At 35.9% G+C, this 17,824-nt stretch carries 17 protein-coding genes; 2 read left to right on the top strand and 15 right to left on the bottom strand.

Going from position 1 to position 17,824, the window contains the following annotated elements; translation table 11 throughout:
• Nucleotides 1-48: 48 nt before the first annotated feature.
• Both FHR29_RS17940 and FHR29_RS17935 read left to right on the top strand, forming a co-directional pair.
• On the top strand, nt 49-2,166 hold the full coding sequence (locus FHR29_RS17940) for a prolyl oligopeptidase family protein (RefSeq protein WP_183916139.1): 2,118 nt from the start codon (nt 49-51) through the stop codon (nt 2,164-2,166).
• A gap of 80 nt (nt 2,167-2,246) precedes the next feature.
• Nucleotides 2,247-3,296, top strand: coding sequence for an NAD(P)-dependent alcohol dehydrogenase (locus tag FHR29_RS17935; protein WP_183916137.1), 1,050 nt, complete (start codon nt 2,247-2,249; stop codon nt 3,294-3,296).
• Between the two features lie 79 nt (nt 3,297-3,375).
• On the opposite strand, the gene FHR29_RS17930 is transcribed toward FHR29_RS17935, so the two are convergent.
• The 15 genes from FHR29_RS17930 to FHR29_RS17860 all read right to left on the bottom strand — a co-directional run bounded on the left by FHR29_RS17930 (nt 3,376) and on the right by FHR29_RS17860 (nt 17,749).
• Nucleotides 3,376-4,605, bottom strand: a complete 1,230-nt coding sequence (locus FHR29_RS17930; protein ID WP_183916135.1) for a thioredoxin fold domain-containing protein — start codon at nt 4,603-4,605, stop codon at nt 3,376-3,378.
• Nucleotides 4,606-4,734: 129 nt separating this feature from the next.
• Complete coding sequence (locus FHR29_RS17925) at nt 4,735-5,922, bottom strand: aminopeptidase C (protein ID WP_183916133.1); 1,188 nt, start codon at nt 5,920-5,922, stop codon at nt 4,735-4,737.
• A gap of 131 nt (nt 5,923-6,053) precedes the next feature.
• Nucleotides 6,054-7,112, bottom strand: a complete 1,059-nt coding sequence (locus tag FHR29_RS17920) for a TerC/Alx family metal homeostasis membrane protein (protein WP_021189307.1) — start codon at nt 7,110-7,112, stop codon at nt 6,054-6,056.
• A 3-nt stretch (nt 7,113-7,115) separates the two neighbouring features.
• Nucleotides 7,116-8,087, bottom strand: coding sequence for a polyprenyl synthetase family protein (locus FHR29_RS17915; protein ID WP_132772498.1), 972 nt, complete (start codon nt 8,085-8,087; stop codon nt 7,116-7,118).
• Nucleotides 8,088-8,145: 58 nt separating this feature from the next.
• Nucleotides 8,146-8,709, bottom strand: coding sequence for a DUF3109 family protein (locus FHR29_RS17910; protein ID WP_132772496.1), 564 nt, complete (start codon nt 8,707-8,709; stop codon nt 8,146-8,148).
• 9 nt (nt 8,710-8,718) lie between these two features.
• Nucleotides 8,719-9,504 (bottom strand): DUF3108 domain-containing protein, encoded by a 786-nt coding sequence (locus tag FHR29_RS17905; protein WP_132772494.1) that lies wholly within the window; start codon nt 9,502-9,504, stop codon nt 8,719-8,721.
• A 41-nt stretch (nt 9,505-9,545) separates the two neighbouring features.
• Nucleotides 9,546-10,058, bottom strand: coding sequence for a DUF2480 family protein (locus tag FHR29_RS17900; protein ID WP_132772493.1), 513 nt, complete (start codon nt 10,056-10,058; stop codon nt 9,546-9,548).
• A gap of 61 nt (nt 10,059-10,119) precedes the next feature.
• Entirely contained in the window at nt 10,120-12,225 is a 2,106-nt protein-coding gene (locus tag FHR29_RS17895) for a SurA N-terminal domain-containing protein (RefSeq protein ID WP_132843869.1), read from the bottom strand.
• 160 nt (nt 12,226-12,385) lie between these two features.
• On the bottom strand, nt 12,386-12,994 hold the full coding sequence (gene lptC, locus FHR29_RS17890; RefSeq protein ID WP_183916131.1) for an LPS export ABC transporter periplasmic protein LptC: 609 nt from the start codon (nt 12,992-12,994) through the stop codon (nt 12,386-12,388).
• Between the two features lie 13 nt (nt 12,995-13,007).
• Nucleotides 13,008-14,330 (bottom strand): hypothetical protein, encoded by a 1,323-nt coding sequence (locus FHR29_RS17885; RefSeq protein ID WP_183916129.1) that lies wholly within the window; start codon nt 14,328-14,330, stop codon nt 13,008-13,010.
• A 224-nt stretch (nt 14,331-14,554) separates the two neighbouring features.
• Nucleotides 14,555-15,538 (bottom strand): DUF6427 family protein, encoded by a 984-nt coding sequence (locus FHR29_RS17880; RefSeq protein ID WP_021189315.1) that lies wholly within the window; start codon nt 15,536-15,538, stop codon nt 14,555-14,557.
• Between the two features lie 127 nt (nt 15,539-15,665).
• Complete coding sequence (locus tag FHR29_RS17875; protein ID WP_183916127.1) at nt 15,666-15,881, bottom strand: CcmD family protein; 216 nt, start codon at nt 15,879-15,881, stop codon at nt 15,666-15,668.
• Nucleotides 15,882-15,909: 28 nt separating this feature from the next.
• The gene (ccsA, locus tag FHR29_RS17870) at nt 15,910-16,575 is read right to left on the bottom strand and encodes a cytochrome c biogenesis protein (protein ID WP_183916124.1); all 666 of its coding nucleotides are present in this window, start codon (nt 16,573-16,575) and stop codon (nt 15,910-15,912) included.
• Between the two features lie 33 nt (nt 16,576-16,608).
• Nucleotides 16,609-17,268, bottom strand: a complete 660-nt coding sequence (locus FHR29_RS17865) for a heme exporter protein CcmB (RefSeq protein WP_183916122.1) — start codon at nt 17,266-17,268, stop codon at nt 16,609-16,611.
• A gap of 73 nt (nt 17,269-17,341) precedes the next feature.
• Nucleotides 17,342-17,749: a hypothetical protein gene (locus FHR29_RS17860; RefSeq protein WP_031287862.1), complete on the bottom strand. Its 408-nt coding sequence runs from the start codon at nt 17,747-17,749 to the stop codon at nt 17,342-17,344.
• Nucleotides 17,750-17,824: the final 75 nt, after the last annotated feature.

Here is a 17,824-nt window from a genome sequence, read left to right as displayed (position 1 = left end):
ACACGTTATAATTTATTAAATTTGTTTATAACCTCATTTGAAAAAAACATGAATAAAAAACTGAGTTTAATTTTAACAGTAATAGCTATGTCGTCCGTACATCTTGGAAACGCACAAGAATTGAAATATCCAGAAACAAAAAAAGGTCAGGTAGTTGATCAGTTCTTTGGCGAATCAGTGCCAGATCCTTACCGTTGGTTGGAAAATGACTTAGCAGCGGATACAAAATCTTGGGTTGTTGCGCAAAATAAAGTGACATATGATTATTTAGCTCAGATTCCATATCGCGATCAGCTGAAACAACAATTGACAGATATTTGGAATTATGAGAAAGTTGGAACTCCTTTTATAGAAGGTGCTTATACTTATTTTTATAAAAATGATGGTTTGCAGCAACACGCCGTTCTATATAGAAAATCAAATAAAGGTGGAAAGGAAGAGGTCTTTTTAGATCCAAATACATTTTCTAAAGATGGATCAACTTCTTTGTCAGATGTAAGTTTTTCAAAAGACGGTAGTTTGATGGCTTATTCTATTTCAGAAGGAGGCTCGGATTGGAGAAAAGTAATTATTTTGAATACTGCTGATAAAAAACAAATTGGTGAGACGTTAATTGATATCAAATTCTCAGGTATTGCCTGGAAGGGGAATACTGGATTTTATTACTCCAGCTATGATAAACCGAAAGGCTCAGAATTATCGGAGAAAACAGATCAGCATAAAGTTTATTTTCATCAACTAGGTACCGCTCAGGCAAAAGATAAAATGATTTTCGGTGGAGCTGCTGTTCAACGCCGTTATATCGGTGCCAACTTAACGGATGATGAGCGGTTTTTAATCATTTCTGCCGCAAATACAACGACCGGCAATGAATTGTATGTACAGGATTTATCTAAGCCTGGAAGTAAGATCATCAACATCTTAAGTGGATTTGACAGTAACACAAGTATCATTGATAATGATGGCGATACTTTTTATGTGCAAACAAATTTAAATGCACCAAATAATAAATTGGTGAAGATGAACATTCGTCAACCTGAGTCGAAGAACTGGATTGATGTTATTCCTCAAACGGAAAATGTTCTTGAAGTTTCGACTGGTGGCGGTTATTTATTTGCTAATTATCTTAAAGATGCAATCTCAGTTATTGAGCAATACGATTATACAGGAAAAAAAATCCGTGAGATCAAATTACCGGGTGTAGGAACTGCTGCAGGTTTCTCCGGCAAGAAAAAGGAAAAAACAATCTATTACGGTTTTTCAAATTACATCACCCCATCTACAAGTTTTACATTTAATGTAGACAATGGACAATCTGAGGTTTATATTAAACCTAAAGTGAAGTTCAATTCAGATGAGTTTGAATCTAAACAAGTTTTCTACACATCAAAAGATGGAACAAAAGTTCCAATGATCATCACGCACAAAAAGGGATTGAAGCTGGATGGTAAAAATCCGACCATTGTTTACGGTTATGGTGGCTTTAATATCAGTTTGACTCCCGGTTTTAGTGTATCTACAGCCAATTGGATTCAAAATGGTGGCGTATATGCTGTCGCAAACTTACGAGGTGGAGGTGAATATGGTCAAAAATGGCATGATGGTGGCCGTCAGTTTAATAAGCTGAATGTGTTTAACGATTTTATTGCCGCAGCAAAGTATTTACAGAGCAATGGCTATACTTCTCCTGATTATACTGCACTATCTGGAGGTTCAAATGGAGGATTGCTCGTTGGGGCAACCATTACGTTAGATCCAACTATTGCAAAAGTAGCTTTACCAGCAGTAGGAGTGCTGGATATGTTACGTTATCATACATTTACAGCAGGAGCAGGTTGGGGATATGATTATGGTACTGCTAATGACAGCAAAGAGATGTTTGATTATCTGAAGGGATATTCACCTGTACATAATGTTAAAGAAGGTGTTTGTTATCCTGCGACTTTGGTTACCACCGGAGATCATGATGACCGTGTAGTGCCTGCACATTCTTATAAGTTTGTTTCAGAACTACAGGCAAAACAGAAGTGTGATCGTCCTGTTCTCATTCGGATTGAAACAAAAGCTGGGCATGGGGCAGGCCGTTCTACAGAAGTGGTGATTAATGAAACAGCTGATAAATATGCTTTTACCCTGTGGAATATGGGAATTAAAGCACTAAAATAAATATCATTTCAAAGTAAATCCACTCCTGACAAGAGTGGATTTTTTATTAAAAGAGCTACTTTTACTTAAAACAAACTAAGATGAGTACAAAAGCATATGCAGCCTTTTCGGAGGCCGAAGATTTAAAACCACATCAGATTCAACGCCGGGATTTGCAGGATAAGGATGTTTTTATTGATATTGAATATTGTGGTGTTTGCCATAGTGACATTCATACAGCAAGAGCAGAATGGGGACAGCCTCATTACCCCGTAGTTCCTGGTCATGAAATTATTGGACGTGTATTGGCCGTAGGGCCAAATGTGACAAAATATGAGGTCGGTGACCTTGTTGGTGTAGGCTGTATGGTCGAATCATGCAAGCACTGTAATCCTTGTGATGAAGGGTTGGAGCAGTACTGTGAAAGTGGGATGATCGGCACTTATAACAGTGCTAAATCTAAACATGGTGGTATTACCTATGGTGGCTACTCGGAGAATATCGTTGTAGAGGAAGATTTTGTTCTGAGTATCCCGACAACAATTGATGTGAAAGCAGCTGCTCCTTTATTGTGCGCAGGTATTACAACATGGTCGCCTTTGCGTCACTGGAATGTGAAAAAAGGTGATAAAGTTGGTGTAATTGGTCTTGGAGGATTGGGGCATATGGGTGTTAAATTTGCGAAAGCGATGGGTGCACATGTTGTCATGATTACAACTTCTCCAGAAAAGGGTGAAGATGCAAAGAAATTAGGTGCTGATGAAGTTTTGATTTCTAAAGATGCGTCACAATTGCAGGCGCATGCAAATACGTTTGATTTTTTATTGAATACAATTCCAGTGGGTCATGACGTTAATCCATATTTAAGTCTTTTAAAATTGGATAAAACAATGTGTATTGTAGGAGCTGTAGAGCCATTGCCTGGAGTTCATGGTGGTTTGCTGATCGGTAAGCGTAGACACTTAGCAGGATCGTTGATCGGTGGTATCAAAGAGACGCAGGAAATGTTAGATTTCTGTGGTGAACACCAGATCGTTTCAGATGTTGAGGTTATCAATATTCAAGATATCAATAATGCATACGAACGTATGATTAAATCAGATGTGAAGTACCGTTTTGTAATCGATATGAAATCATTGAAAGACAGTTAATAATTTCTGCGGTATCGAAAAGGGTTGAAAATAAATAATTTTCAACCCTTTTTCTATTTAATAATTATGTTCAAGAGTATTATAAATTCCAGGTTGGGATATCACTTTTCATTTTAGCTAGTGTATCCTGATAGTTATCTTGTTCGCCTTCTGTCGCTAGAGATAATGCTTCTTCTTGCCATTTTATAGCATTTATCTTATCTCCTTTTTTATACAATAGATTGGCATAGGTGTCTAAGTATGCGCTTTTTACATCTTGTTCTACAGCTCTTTTGCTCCATTTTAAAGCTGCGTCTAAACATGCCGCATCGGTACTGTTTTCAAAAATTTCCCAAGCATAACTATTCAATTGATTTGAATTTAGATCTTCTGATGTTAAATAGCTGTCAACAATATTTGTTAAAGAAGACCAATTACGCGATTGTACATAATACTGTGCCTTCATCAATTTGAAGATTGGGTCAAAATTGATATTTGTGTATTTGTCGGAAATTTCTGTTTTTAAAGCTTCCCAATTAGGTTCTGTATTGAAATCGATTTTAGTTCCTAATACTTCATTGATGGCCACAGTGGCAAGTACACGATTTGCCGCACCGTTTTTTTCTAATAAAGCATCAATTTTTTCAGGATTATCCCGTAGTAGCTCGAAAGCTTTAGATCGGGATGTGCGTGTGTTTGCCACGAGATAGGCAGCACATTCTTTCGTTAAATTTTCAGGTTTGGTATGGGAGATAATGATATCTTCAGCTTGTGTCACAGTAGCTTCATCATAAGCTGTGTTCGCAGCTCTAACCATACGGTGCGCTAAGGATAAGTCTGTTGGATTCTCGTTAAACGCTTTTAACAAGGCATAATACTGTGTTTCAGATTTTAAAGCATCTTTACTCCGCTCAATGAATTCATCAGCATCGCCACCTCCGACCATACGGTGCACAAGTTCACCTTGAGGATTGAAAATTAAGAAGGTAGGATATGCGGCAATTTTGTAGTCTTTACCGAACCGTTCGGCTTCTTCATACCATGCTTTCACTTCTTCACTATCCTTGTCCGTTTTATCCATTTGGATTTTGGCGTTAACAAATTTAGAATTGAAGAAATCTCCCACTTTTGTTTGTGGAAATACACTAGCACTCATGTATTTACAAGGACCACACCAGGTAGTAAACAAATCCACAAAGATAAATTTGTTTTCTTTTTTTGCTTTTTCTTTAATTTGGCTCCAGTTCAATCCGTGCTCAAATGTTATTCCTTTTTCTTGACCTATAACGGCAAAGGGTAAAATAAGGAGGAATAATAATATCTTTTTCATAACCAGTCTCTAAGAAGTTGCTCACTTAATCATTTCTTGAAATTAAAGTTATGTAATAAAATTGTAAAAAAAATAGGTTACAGAAATTTATTTCTGTAACCTATTTGTAGAATGGTGCTTTTTATAAGCCTAGATCTTCATTTTGGACTTTAAACCTTTTTGAATCCCGTCTTTATGAACTAAAAGTGATGTTGTTTTGTAACGAACAAACTCTTTTGTTACATACAAGTAACCTTTATAATCGTTTGTCACACCCCAAGAGTTTTTAACGATATAATATTCTTTACCTGTTTGATCTTTGGCTAATCCAACGATGTGCATACCGTGATCATCAGTTGTTTGGTAGTTGTCGAAAGCAGTCTGTCTTTGTTCAGCTGTAATTTTAGCCTCAGGTTTTGGTCCAACAAACATTTCTTGTTGTTCTTGTGGGGTCATTTGCTCGAATGGTTTTGCAGGGACATAAGCCACACCATTTTTCCAGCTAAAGCTTTTCTCAGAAACATCTGTTGCCCACGCTACTGTATAACCATTATTCAATGCATTATCAATGATATCAGTTAGGTCATTGATTTGAACATTATAAAAATTATCAAATGACCAGTTATCAGGAATCAATAATACAAATTTATTGTAGTAAGGTTGATCTGTAACAGAGGCAATACCGACATATTCATCAGGGTTAATACCAATTACTTGATCAGCAAATGTACGTGGTGTATAGCTTTTACCTTTGTATTGGAAGTTTTTAGGGACTTCACCTAGGTAGGAATCCATTGCGGCAGTGTACGCTTTTTCCCAGTTTGGAGTTAACGTTTTGCTTTTTACAAAAGTAGCTAACATGGCATCCAACATATTGGTCATTTCACCAAAGTTGTTTTTATCAGATCCATAGTGTAGGCCTGTGTACTCTGTTTGTGGCAAAGCACCATAGTGGCGGAACGCATTTAAAACATCATGAAATTGTCCACCTTCGCCTAAAGATAATCCGCCGTGTAAACGCACGTAGTTTTTTGCTTTTCCTAAATAAGTATTACGAGCAGAGAAAATCTGTGAAATTTCTACAGGTTCTTTTCCCATACGGATCATTTCAGACTCGAGGAATGAATTCCCAGAATATGACCAACAAGTACCGGAAGAACCTTGGTTTTTGATCGAAGTATTTTTTAGATTAATGATTTCGGTAAAAGTGAAGCCAGCCTTACTGTTATCATTTTGATTTGTTTTTAAGGCATTGATTAAATTATCCTGAGCCTTTACTACTTGTAATGAAGCTGCAAATAGTGATGCTGCCAATACGAGTGATTTATTCCAATTCATTTTTTAAAAGTTAATGATTTTATGATGCTAAATTAAAAATAAATTCATTTACCATCATGACATTCTTACAATTTGATTGTAATAAAATTGTGCTTAACAAAAAAACGGGGCTTTTAAAGCCCCGTTTTTTATTAATTTTCTATTTTGAGATCTGGTTTTTTAGGAAATACCAATGACGCGACGACACTGATCACCAAAATACTGACGATAATAATCAATGAATGTGATGTTGAAAAACCAATTTGTACCAACCAGTGATGCAGTAACATTTTTAATCCAATGAAGATTAGTAAAAATGCTAATCCTACCTTCAAGTAATGGAATTTGTGAATGATATTAACCAATAAGAAGAACATCGAACGCAATCCTAATACCGCGAAGATATTAGAGAAAAATACGACGTATGCATCTTTTGTTACCGAGAAGATCGCTGGAATAGAATCTACAGCAAAAATCAAATCGGTAAATTCAATTACCAACAGAACCAAGAATAAAGGTGTCATATATTTGACACCATTTTCAATATGGAAAAAGTGACCACCATCTAATTTAGGCGTTACCTTAAAATATTTAGATGCAAATTTTACCACAGGATGGTTTTGTGGATCCACTTCTTCCTCTTGATTTCTATTTAAGAACATCTTAATACCGGTAATCAATAAGAATCCTCCGAAGATGTATAAGATCCACCCGAATTTTGTAATCAATGCTGCTCCTAAGAAGATGAATATGAAACGCATTAATACGGCTCCAATTACGCCCCATACCAATACTTTATGGTAGTAACGTTCTGGAATACCAAAAGATGAAAATAAGAGCACCATAACGAAGATATTATCGACAGATAGGGCATATTCTACTACATAGCCTGTTATAAATTCTAGGGCTAGGTTATTATTGTATAACGCAATACTTCCTTCCAGATCTCCAGGTATGATTTTAACGTCATGCAGATGAGCTTTGATGACTTGTTGCAGATGATCTAGATCTTGAATGTTGTGTAATTCATGGCCATAGTGACGTAACACCCAGTAGAAGCCTAATGCTAATAATACCCAGATTATACTCATGATGGCGGCACTTTTTAGAGATACAGTTTTGTCTCCTTTCGAAAACACTCCTAAATCGATCGCTAACATTAAAATAATGAAGATTAAAAATCCTCCAAAAAACATGATCTCGTGACTCATTTTCTATTTTTTTCTTTCAGTTGTAAATTTGACAAGTTGTAGTAACCCTGTTTTATATTCATTATCAGGAAATTCATCTAATATTTTAAAAGCATCTTTTTGGTAATCCAACATTTTTTCTGTTGCATATTCCAATCCACCACTTTGTCTTACAAACGCGATGACTTCTGCTACTTTTTTATTGTCATCATTATGGTTTTTTACCAGATTGATGATTCTTCTTTTTTCTGATTTGTCCGCTTGACTCAATGCATATATCAGTGGTAGAGTCATTTTTTTCTCTTTGATATCATTACCGAGTGGCTTGCCCACATCGTCGACTCCAAAATCAAATAAATCATCTTTTATCTGAAAAGCGATACCGATTTTTTCGCCAAATGCATGTAGTTTCTGAACGGTCGCCGCATCGGCTCCCGAAGATGATGCTCCACAAGCACAACAGGAAGCAATCAATGAAGCTGTCTTCTGACGGATGACTTCAAAATAGATTGATTCTTCGATATCCAGTTTCCGCGCTTTTTCAATCTGTAATAATTCACCTTCACTCATTTGTTCAACGGCCTCTGAAACAATTTTCAGTAAGTCATATTCATGATGCTTTACTGAGAGAAGCAATCCTTTGGAAAGTAAAAAATCTCCGACTAGAACGGATACTTTATTTTTCCAGAGTGCGTTCACAGAAAAGAAACCTCTTCGTTCATTTGCATTATCTACAACATCATCATGGACCAATGACGCTGTATGAAGTAACTCAACTAAGGAAGCGCCACGATAGGTGGATTCTTTTATACCGTTGCACAGGCCTGCCGAAAAGAAAACAAACATTGGACGCATCTGTTTTCCTTTGGTTTTCACAATATATCCTGTAATACGATCTAATAGAGGGATTGAACTTTTCATTGAAGCTTTAAATTCAGTTTCAAAAGTTGCCAATTCCTTGAGGATGGGACGTTGTATTTCTTTTAATTTCAGCATGCAAGATGGTTAAAAACCACTATAATCTCCTTAAATGTCTATAAATATAAGCAATAGATTATAATGAATCTACCGCATTCTCTAATTTTTGGTACCATTCGTCACCATATTCCCGAATCAACGGGTCTTTTAGAAACTTGTATACGGGAACCTGTAGTTCTTTTCCAAAAGTACATGCATCTTTGCAGATGTGCCATCTGTCGTAATGAAGCACATCAAATTCAGGATAATTTGTCGTGCGAATAGGGTATAGGTGACAGGAAATTGGCTTTTTCCAGTTGATATCTCCAAGCTCATATGCTTTCTCAATGGCACATTTTGTGATACCATTTTCCCAGGTAACATATGCACATTCTTTATTGCCATCGACACATGGGGTTGTTAAATCTCCGTCCATATCAATCACATGTGTGCCTTGATCTTCTATGGCTTCTATACCCTTAGCTGTCATGTAAGGTTTTACTTTAGGATATATCTCCGCAAGTATGGCCAGCTCATTTTGTTTTAATGGAGCGCCGGAATCTCCTTCTATACAGCAAATGCCTTTGCATTTGGAAAGATTGCATACGAAATCATTGTTAATCAAATCTTCGTGCACTAATACATTTCCTACTTCTATCATGATATTTTTTTATTTTGAATAACTCGCACGCTGTCCGAGTTTATGTTTCAAGCCTTCGGCTTTTAAGAGTTCTAATGTCACAGAACCAATTAAAATGTCTACGTTAGCTTTTACTGGGATACGATTCCCATCATTGGTTACCCAAAGATATAACTTACTGTTTTTCTTGAAAATTCGACCTGGCTTTATTTCAGGACTGAATTTAAGACATTCTAATGATCCTAAATCTGTTTTTATGGTTTCTACACCAATATATTTGATGCCTAATGTGGCGATTTCGTCGTTTAAGAAATAAGTCAATTTAAATGACTCTCCTGGCTTGACAGACGAAAGGTCCAAATTGCGCGCAAAATAGTATGCTGATAGTAAATCAAATGTTTGAGATACTACACTTTTAAAGTCTCCTTTGTTTCCGCTTACTGATCTTGTCTTTTGGTCGAAAGTAACCTTATCATTCCTTCTGTAGCCTCCTTCTCGGATGTTTTCAGTGTAATAATAAGGAAGATAAGTCTTACCATCTATATAGGAGTTGTATTCGTTCTTTACTGTATATAAAGCAAATGCTCCGGCAGTTTTCCCAGTTGCATATAACCGAAATGCAGGCGCCCCACTACCTGATTTAGTATCTGTTACCGTCAATAGGCCAGTTGCCGCAGAGAGAAAACCATACTTTAATTTGTACTCTAATTTTTCTCCGCCTTTAAAAGCGGATTCTTTCAAATGAGGAAGTTCTTGAGCAAATATCTGACCGCAGAAACTGAGCACTAAGAGTATTAACGAGACTAGCTTTTTCATATACGTAAGAATACAAAAATATTTTGAAATTACGAATACCGCTATTTACGTTTAAAGACAGGAACGGTAGAACAAGGTTCTCCATACATGATACTTTTCGCAACTTTTGCCAAGGCAGTAGTGAACTGAACGAAAGCCGATTCTGGAATTTTGATATCTCCACATCCTTTCACAACTACGCGTTGATCTGTATATTCAGACATGTCAATTTCGGCTATAGTTTGGGCGTACAGTATACGTTCCAGTTCAACAAGATCTCCAAATACAACAGTCTTTGCAAATGGTTCTAATTTGGTCGCTAAGAGCATATATGCCCATGTCTGGACAATAGCATCAGTCGAACATGTAATTGCGACATGTTTGCCCGCATATGCTGACCAGTCATGTGTTTTTATAAAATCTCTAAAGTCTTTCTCTTTTAAGATCAGGCCATGAAATAGATTGTCTTTAATATCATATTCAACAAGTTCACCTGTTGGCTTGAACTTCGCAAGATCTACAGTGATAATACCACTCTGAGCAACTTTATTTACAATGTCGGTTTGAATATCCATATCAAATAATAAAAAAGCCGGACGATATACTCGTCCGGCTACAAAGTTAATTAAAATTATCTTAAAAGAATTTCACGCGATTGTCAGTGATTTCTGATTTATCTTGTAAAGCTTTGAAAATTGAAGCCCAAGAACGTTGCAGTTTTCCGGCTAAAATTTGTTTTTTCTGAGCATTTAAATCAGGAATCGCAGCAGGGTTAACAAAGCCATTCACTTGAACAGCGTATACACCTTGTGCACCTTCAATTGCTTTAGATGGTTTGTTCGGTTGTAAACCAAATACCGTACCTACCACTTTGTTTTCTAAAGAAACTCCAGGGATAACTGGATTTGCCAATACGATATTTTCAACTGCTACTGGAGTTTTACCTAATTTCTGTCCTACCTGATCAAGAGAGCTAGCACCGCTTAAGGCAGCATTCATTTTCTCTGTCAATAGTTTTGCTTTAACTGCATTTTTTACAGCAGGCTCAATATCTTTTTTTACAGTTGCTAAAGGCAAGATACCTTTAGGTTGTACATCTACAAGGCGTGCTAATATATACGATTGTTCTGTTTCAAAAACACGATCAGAAATATCATCTTTTTTAGCTTCGAATGCCCATTTGATCAATTCTCTTGGAGCTTCATTGCCGTCTAATGTATTATCCATTGCTAAAACACGAGTTGCAGTAGTTGCTTTCAATCCTAATTTTTGAGCTTCTTGAGCAAAGTTTTGTGCTGTAGCTGCAGTCAAGAAAGCATTTGCTTTGCTATGTGCCGTGTTTAATGTTTCTTTACCGCTGATAATCGCTTTATCTACGATCGCAGCTTTAACATATTTTGCAGAACCAATTTGATTCTCGATTTTGATGATATGTACACCAAATTGTGATTCCACAACTTTAATATCACCTGTTTTTCCATTGAATACAGCGTTATCAAAAACAGGAACCATTTGTCCACGAGGGAATGTTCCAAGTTCGCCGCCATTTACTTTACTACCTTGGTCAGTACTGAATTGGACAGCTAGTGAAGAGAAGCTTTCTCCCTTCGCTAATAAACCTTTGATTGAGTCTGCTTTTGCTAATGCTTTCTGAACACCACCTTCAGCAGTTGCATTCAATAAAATGTGACTAGCTTTTACGGAGTCAGGTCCAACAGTTGTTTGTGCTACTTTAGCAATTTCAAATAGACCGTTAGATTCGTAAGGACCAACAATAGTTCCAGCCGGAACATTGAAAAGTACTGAATCCAATGCTGGACTTAATTGACCTTTTTTAACAAAAGTGTAAGGGTATTTATTGTCGGAGTTGATCGATGCAAATAAAGAATCGTTTGTTGAAGCTGCTAATTCAGTTTTCAATCTATTGATAGTCTCTTTTGCATAATCGATATCTTTTGCAGTAGGACGTGCATCTACAACAACATACTCGATAGAGCGAGTTTCTTCTTGATTTTTAAATGAGTTTTTATGCTCATCGTAATATGCTTGATAGTCAGCATCCGTGATTTTAATTTCACTATCCTTAACGCCAGCATAATCCAATAATACATATTTGAAATTTGCTAATTTATTGCGTTGTTGATATTCATCATTAGCTTCTAAAGATGTAACATAAACACTGTTGTTTAATAAGCTTGAGTATTTATTGTTCAAACGTTCTTCCTTTACAGCTGCTAATAACATTTCCCACTGTTGTGCCGCCTGAGGATTACCTGCAGTGTTTAATTGTGAAATGAATGTTAACAATTGGTTACGATTAAATTGACCTGTCTGTGGATCAGTAAAAGCTTGAACGATTTGATTAGAAGGACGATTACCAGTTACTAAATCATTTAATTCATTCTTACCAACCTCTAAGCCGATTTTTTCAATTTCGCTTTTTAGGATTTCTTTTTGCAACAATTGATTCCATACCTGTTGTACAGCATATGATTTCATTTGAGGAGTCAAGTTACCACCCATTTGTTGCTTAAACATTTCTGCTGTTTGATCAACTTGTTGGTTGAATTCTTGGAAATCGATTTTCTCTCCATTTATTTCTGCTACGCGATTTTGGTTTTTAGCCCAAAACGGAGTTCCAGATTTGACAACATCTCCTAATAAAAATGCTAGAATTGCCACAGCCATAGCTCCAGTTAAAATGAAACCAGCTCGGTTGCGCAAAAAGCTCATTAATCCCATAGTCTGTTTATTGTGTTTATTATTGTTTAAATACTTAAAATACCATTATTTAGGAAATAGTATGCCTAAATGCGGTGCAAGATACAATTTTTATAAAAAAAAGAGTAATTATTTCTGATTAAGGGAAACTTATTTCATCCAAATTTGTTTTGAGCAAATTTTATTGACCAAATGAAGGGAACATACTATTGTCTTTTACGAGCATGACACCTGTTGAATTTTGGATATTTATTTTTTTAAAATCCTTATCAGAAGTAAAGGAAGATCCTTGCAGGTTACCTCTATTATCTTTGAAATAGGCCGTTATAGGCATATTATTATAGAAAGATTCTTTGCCTTCATCGTAGATGATTTCATCTGTTTTAATGATTGACCCGTCTGCCATCGTTACGACAACGTTCTTTTTGAAAGTTGTTGTTTTTGCCGCTTCATGCTGAATCGCATAATCCGAGATAATACGTTGTGTTTCTTTAACATCTTTATCATAGAATATGATCTGGATACCTTTAGGAAATTCATACACTTGTGTACTATCATGTTTAATGCGCATTTCAGGAGCTGTCATCCGTGCTTTTACGATCGTTGAATCGCTATAGATGACGTCCACGTGACGAGAGATATCAACGGCTTCTTCTTTTTTAAGATTAGCGATCCGATCTACTTCTTTTAAATCGGGTTCACAAGCTGTAAAGAAGATTGCCCCTACTGCAATGAGGAGCAGTAGAGGCAATGTATAATGCTTTTTTGAGGCAATTGTATATGTTGCCATATCAGTCTCTTGATTAATCAATGGAGTTTCTTCTAAACCAACGGTCATTTAAAGTAAAACCAACATTCAAGTTGACGTATCTCTCTCTGATCAGGCTATTGTTCATGGTTCCCATTTGTCCAAGTTCTGCAGAGATATTGATTTTAGAAAATGCACCTGAATAAGGATTTCTTGCTAATGGAAGGCCAACCCCAAAGGTAATAGCCATATCATTGATATCCTGTTTGTTGATGAAGTATTGCGTTCTGTTATAACGGAAGCCGATACGGTAATCCATTAAGCTGGTGTATTTAAAAGAAGTTGGATCTGGTGTGATTTGTCCACCGATTGCAAAACCATAATTTGTTTTTAAGTTTTCTTCGCCTTTTCTTACCTGAAATTTAGACCAGTCTGCATATTTAAATTCTGCACCTACCAACCAACGGTTTGTTCTGGCAAAAGTAATACCGACATTATGTTTTAATGGAAGGTTTAAATCTCTTCTTGTTCGGTCAGTTTGACTTACTGTATCCAAAGCGATGTTTGTGTCGTCACTATTGTTTGAGGGTAGCGTACGTGTCACAAATGATGTTGTACGGTCATGGATTGCATTATTCAATGATCCCGAATAACCAACTGTTATAGAATATTCTTTATTGATTGTTTTGTAATATTGAGCCCCGTAGTCAAAGCTTACGCCTTGGATTTCACGTTTATCTTGTTGTTGTACGTTCAGACCGTAGTTAAAGGGTAATTCAAGTCGGCTAAAATCATTTAACGTACCAAATAAGTAAGAAATATTAGCTCCGACACTGAAATTCTTGGTGATATTGACACCGTATCCGAAATAAGCTTTTGTTAACCCACCTTCTCCAGTAAATGTTTTTCTGTAATTAACAGTATCTATTTTTTGTGTGCTGTTTGAGTTGTAACCTAAATCTGAGTATGGTAAAAGACCGATACTGATACCCCCCGCTTTTTTCATTGGGAAAGTCATTGTGATATGACTGAAAGCAAAATCTGCTGTATTATCCGACTTATTTTTCGAACTCAATTGCGTGAAATTTCCATATAGACCAGCATCAAAAGTACTGAATTGAGCGGCAGAGTATGAAGCTGGATTACTAGGATTGGTATTATAAACTGAACCGAAGTAACGGACACCCGTGGATAAGCCACCCATCGCGCGATGTTGAGGTAGTAGATCTTCTCGCATTTGACCCAAGCCAAATTGTGAATAAGGTGATGCAGACGTCGACTTCTGCGCAAATGCTGCTGACGAGCTGTATAATAAGCCTAAAGTCAATAACACTTGAGGTACTTTACTTGTAATGGAGCTTAAAAAGCGTTTCTGCATGATTATAGATTAAAGTTGCGAAACTTTTATTTTATATAAATAATATATTAAAGTTTTGTGTTTCAAAGATTCTAAAAATATGCGAAAAGATCGGTATAACGGGTTAAAAATCTGTTCAAATTTATATTTTAAGATGATCCTATCAGCATACAAAACTATTTAATTTTTGCGACCTTGTAGAGTTGATTTTGTTAAAAAAGGTTAAACTCCTGATAGTTAAAATTTTAGAAAAACTGAAAATACAGTATTGTTAAAATAATGATTGCGTATACACTCTCAAAAAGCCATTTTTTCTTTGCATGTGTGAAATAATAAGCCATATAAATTGCTAATGGAGGTGCACATAGTAGAAAGTGTGTTTCGGTTATTTGCTTGTTCCAATAAAAGGAACCAACTGCTAATAACAACATGAAAAATAAGAGCTGAAATGATTTTCGAATATGTACTACGCTCTTAAAAAAATTATCTTTTAGAATGATGAGAAAAAGTATCAAATTAAATACGATGGGTATAAGTACAAAGTAATCATGAATTTCCATCGTTACTGTTGTTGGAAATGTTTTCGTCAGCGGTAGCCAGATGCTATAGAAATCCTTAAATCTCCCTAACCAGAGGTAGATTACTGCAAGAATAAAATAGATGGTTGCAAAACCCAACAACGGTGAAATCCATTCTCTCCAGTTAAATGGTCTGAAAATAATAAGACTGATCCAAAGTAATAGAAACATGATGATGAAAGGGAAATAGATCAAGCTACCGATAGCTACGATCATGCCCAGGTCAAACATCAGCGCCTTGATATCTTGCTGGCGGTATAGGCTTAATAATTTGCTCAGCATCCAAACGGATATGAAATTACAGATCAGGGTAGGTGATATAACCAGAAATGGTAAAAACAAACTGGCTAAAGTCAAATACATCAATGCAACAAGAAAACTTGGTTTACCCAACAAGTTGAAATGACCGATGATTCGATTTAGGATGGTCGCTTGAATAATGGTTAATCCTAATGTCACCAGCACATTCATTTGCGGTGATAAGGTATTGATACCGTCCTTTCCGAGTAAATTGCCCAGTGCGGGCTCAAATAGGATAGGAGTCAGGCTTTCGGGCAGATGAATGAATACACCAAAACATAAGAAAAATCCTATAAGTATAAGAAGAACGATATTAATGGGCGTGAATTTCCTAAATTGACTGATAATCATGTATGCCTTGTTACAAGTTGTTCTCTGCAATATTACTATTTAATTCCGAATTAGGTTGATTAAAACCAACAATGCCATCACATTTTTGATATGATAGCATTGCCTTTTATAAGATGATATTGTAAAATTATTTTTGATTTTGTTTCTTTTCTAATCTTGTTATTTTCCTATCCAGGATAAACAAATAACCAGCTATAGCTAAGAACAAAACAAGCATAACCAAAACAACCACATATATTTTACCTGAACTTCTTAGTCCAGTCGCCATATCAATTTCGCTTTGTGCAAAGATGTTTAATGTTGTCATGAAGACTAAAGCGATCGATAGTGATAACTTTTTCATATCAAGTGTAATAAGATTTTTCAAAAAATTAATTAATTTCATTTTGCTTCTGTTCGATGATACGTAAGCGATAGCGTAAGGTAAACATCCAAGTACCGATCAAAATCCAGCCAATGACAGCTGTATAAAATACCGGTCGTATTTGATTGTTCATATCCAGGCTACTGAATGCGTTATTTCCTCCGCTTCCTGGGTGCAGTGAATCAGTCAGTTTTGGTAAGATATAAAGCAAAACAATCATGATAGGAAAAGCAAAAATATTATATACCGCGGATATTTTAGCTCTTTTCTGTTCCTCTTCAAGCGCATTTCTTAAGACCAAGTAGGCCAAGTACATCAATGTCGCAATTGCAGATCCATTCAATTTAGGATCATTGGGCCATGCTTCTCCCCAGGTAATATTTGCCCATAGCATACCTGTCGCTAATCCCATAAAACAAAATGTAATTCCTGTGTTTACAGCTTCTACTGCCATTAAATCATACTCTTGCTTGCCCGTATTCAAGTACTTGATACTGTAGATAACAGATATTGTATAAAGGAATAGCATTGCAAACCACATCGGGACATGGAAATAAATATTTCGGATGGTTTCATGAAGAAGGAATAAAGCAGGTACTGGACCTAGTAGCCCTGCAATGATGACCAATGAAATTAAGACTACTGCCAAAATTTTCCACCAACTTTTTCTCATTTTTATGAATATTTAAAAACTGTAATTGTGCAATTAATCACGCCAAAGGTAAGGAAATAACAATAAAGAAACAGTGATTGTGATGATATTAATTGCAATTAAAACGACGATTTCATTCAAACTTTCTGCTCTATCCATGCCCTGCATTGCATTCTGTGACAGCTTAATCAGTACGATAAGCAACGGAATAATAACAGGAAAACTCAGGATAGCCATTAAGGTGCTGTTATTTCCAGCTTTTGAAGTAATACCCGAAACCATAGTGAAAACAGAAGCAAAGCTGACACTGCCCAAGATGACCGCAAAAAAGTATAAAGCGGGATCACCTAATGGGTTTTTGAAAATTACGGAGTAGGTTATATATGCAACAACGGCCAAGAATGCCATTAAACACATATTATAAAAAATTTTAGCGAGTATAACTGCTTTGGGATTTACGATGGAGTAGTAATAAAGTTGGCGTTGTTGGTTTTCTTGTGTGAAACTCTTATTGATGGCATTCACCGATGCGAAGAGCATGATAATCCAAAATAAAGCGTTCCATATCGTAGCATCTACAGATTTGAATGCTTGATAGCAAACAAATACTGTAGATATTACATATAGTAAAATGCTATTGATGGCATATTTGGATCGCCACTCTAGAATAGCATCTTTATAGACTAAAGTTTTTACTTGTTGTAGTAAATTCATACAGCGCAAAGATACAAATGAAATGTAATAAGCTGAATGAATAGTGCAACGAGGAAGTAAATTTTAAAAGGTTTTAGGCTTTATCAACTTTGCTTTTTGCTGTATCGACAGCATCGTCAACATGATCTGCTAATTTATGAGCAGCGCTATTGGTATTATTCAATGCTTCTCTGCCTACTTCTTTTGCTTTATTTTTTAAAGCATCCACTTCATCAGAAGCTTTATCTTTCAATGATCCAAATCCTTCAGCAGCTTTATTTTTTAAAGCATGTAGTTCTTCGGAAGCCTGGTTTGCTAATTTCCGAGCTCTTTTTGCTTCTCTTTTTGATACATCTTTTAGAGAACGAGTCAGATCTTTAATTCCGTCATTAGCACGACTTAATTGTTTCTTGCCATCATCAGTACCTAATAAATACCATGCTGCAGCACCTGCTGCTAAACCTATTAACGCAAATGCAACTAATCCATTTTTATTTTTCATATCGCTCATATTTTTAATATACTTCTTTCAACTATGATACCAATTAAACAGTTGATACAGAGAAAAGTTTTAAAT

This window comes from Sphingobacterium sp. JUb56 (assembly GCF_014191365.1).
In the GTDB taxonomy this organism is placed as follows: Bacteria; Bacteroidota; Bacteroidia; order Sphingobacteriales; family Sphingobacteriaceae; genus Sphingobacterium; species Sphingobacterium anhuiense.
Note: the sequence above shows the minus strand (reverse complement) of the source record. Positions and strands in the feature narration are given on the sequence as shown.

Bases quoted from the DNA above. Each gene is read 5' to 3' on its own strand.
- FHR29_RS17875 (WP_183916127.1), bottom strand. From the start codon at position 15,881: ATGAAAAAGTTATCACTATCGATCGCTTTAGTCTTCATGACAACATTA.
- FHR29_RS17905 (WP_132772494.1), bottom strand. From the start codon at position 9,504: ATGAAAAAGCTAGTCTCGTTAATACTCTTAGTGCTCAGTTTCTGCGGT.
- FHR29_RS17865 (WP_183916122.1), bottom strand. From the start codon at position 17,268: ATGAATTTACTACAACAAGTAAAAACTTTAGTCTATAAAGATGCTATT.
- FHR29_RS17885 (WP_183916129.1), bottom strand. From the start codon at position 14,330: ATGCAGAAACGCTTTTTAAGCTCCATTACAAGTAAAGTACCTCAAGTG.
- FHR29_RS17900 (WP_132772493.1), bottom strand. From the start codon at position 10,058: ATGGATATTCAAACCGACATTGTAAATAAAGTTGCTCAGAGTGGTATT.
- FHR29_RS17915 (WP_132772498.1), bottom strand. From the start codon at position 8,087: ATGCTGAAATTAAAAGAAATACAACGTCCCATCCTCAAGGAATTGGCA.
- FHR29_RS17935 (WP_183916137.1), top strand. From the start codon at position 2,247: ATGAGTACAAAAGCATATGCAGCCTTTTCGGAGGCCGAAGATTTAAAA.
- FHR29_RS17925 (WP_183916133.1), bottom strand. From the start codon at position 5,922: ATGAATTGGAATAAATCACTCGTATTGGCAGCATCACTATTTGCAGCT.
- FHR29_RS17940 (WP_183916139.1), top strand. From the start codon at position 49: ATGAATAAAAAACTGAGTTTAATTTTAACAGTAATAGCTATGTCGTCC.
- FHR29_RS17930 (WP_183916135.1), bottom strand. From the start codon at position 4,605: ATGAAAAAGATATTATTATTCCTCCTTATTTTACCCTTTGCCGTTATA.
- FHR29_RS17910 (WP_132772496.1), bottom strand. From the start codon at position 8,709: ATGATAGAAGTAGGAAATGTATTAGTGCACGAAGATTTGATTAACAAT.
- FHR29_RS17895 (WP_132843869.1), bottom strand. From the start codon at position 12,225: ATGGGATTAATGAGCTTTTTGCGCAACCGAGCTGGTTTCATTTTAACT.
- FHR29_RS17920 (WP_021189307.1), bottom strand. From the start codon at position 7,112: ATGAGTCACGAGATCATGTTTTTTGGAGGATTTTTAATCTTCATTATT.
- FHR29_RS17860 (WP_031287862.1), bottom strand. From the start codon at position 17,749: ATGAAAAATAAAAATGGATTAGTTGCATTTGCGTTAATAGGTTTAGCA.
- lptC (WP_183916131.1), bottom strand. From the start codon at position 12,994: ATGGCAACATATACAATTGCCTCAAAAAAGCATTATACATTGCCTCTA.
- ccsA (WP_183916124.1), bottom strand. From the start codon at position 16,575: ATGAGAAAAAGTTGGTGGAAAATTTTGGCAGTAGTCTTAATTTCATTG.
- FHR29_RS17880 (WP_021189315.1), bottom strand. From the start codon at position 15,538: ATGATTATCAGTCAATTTAGGAAATTCACGCCCATTAATATCGTTCTT.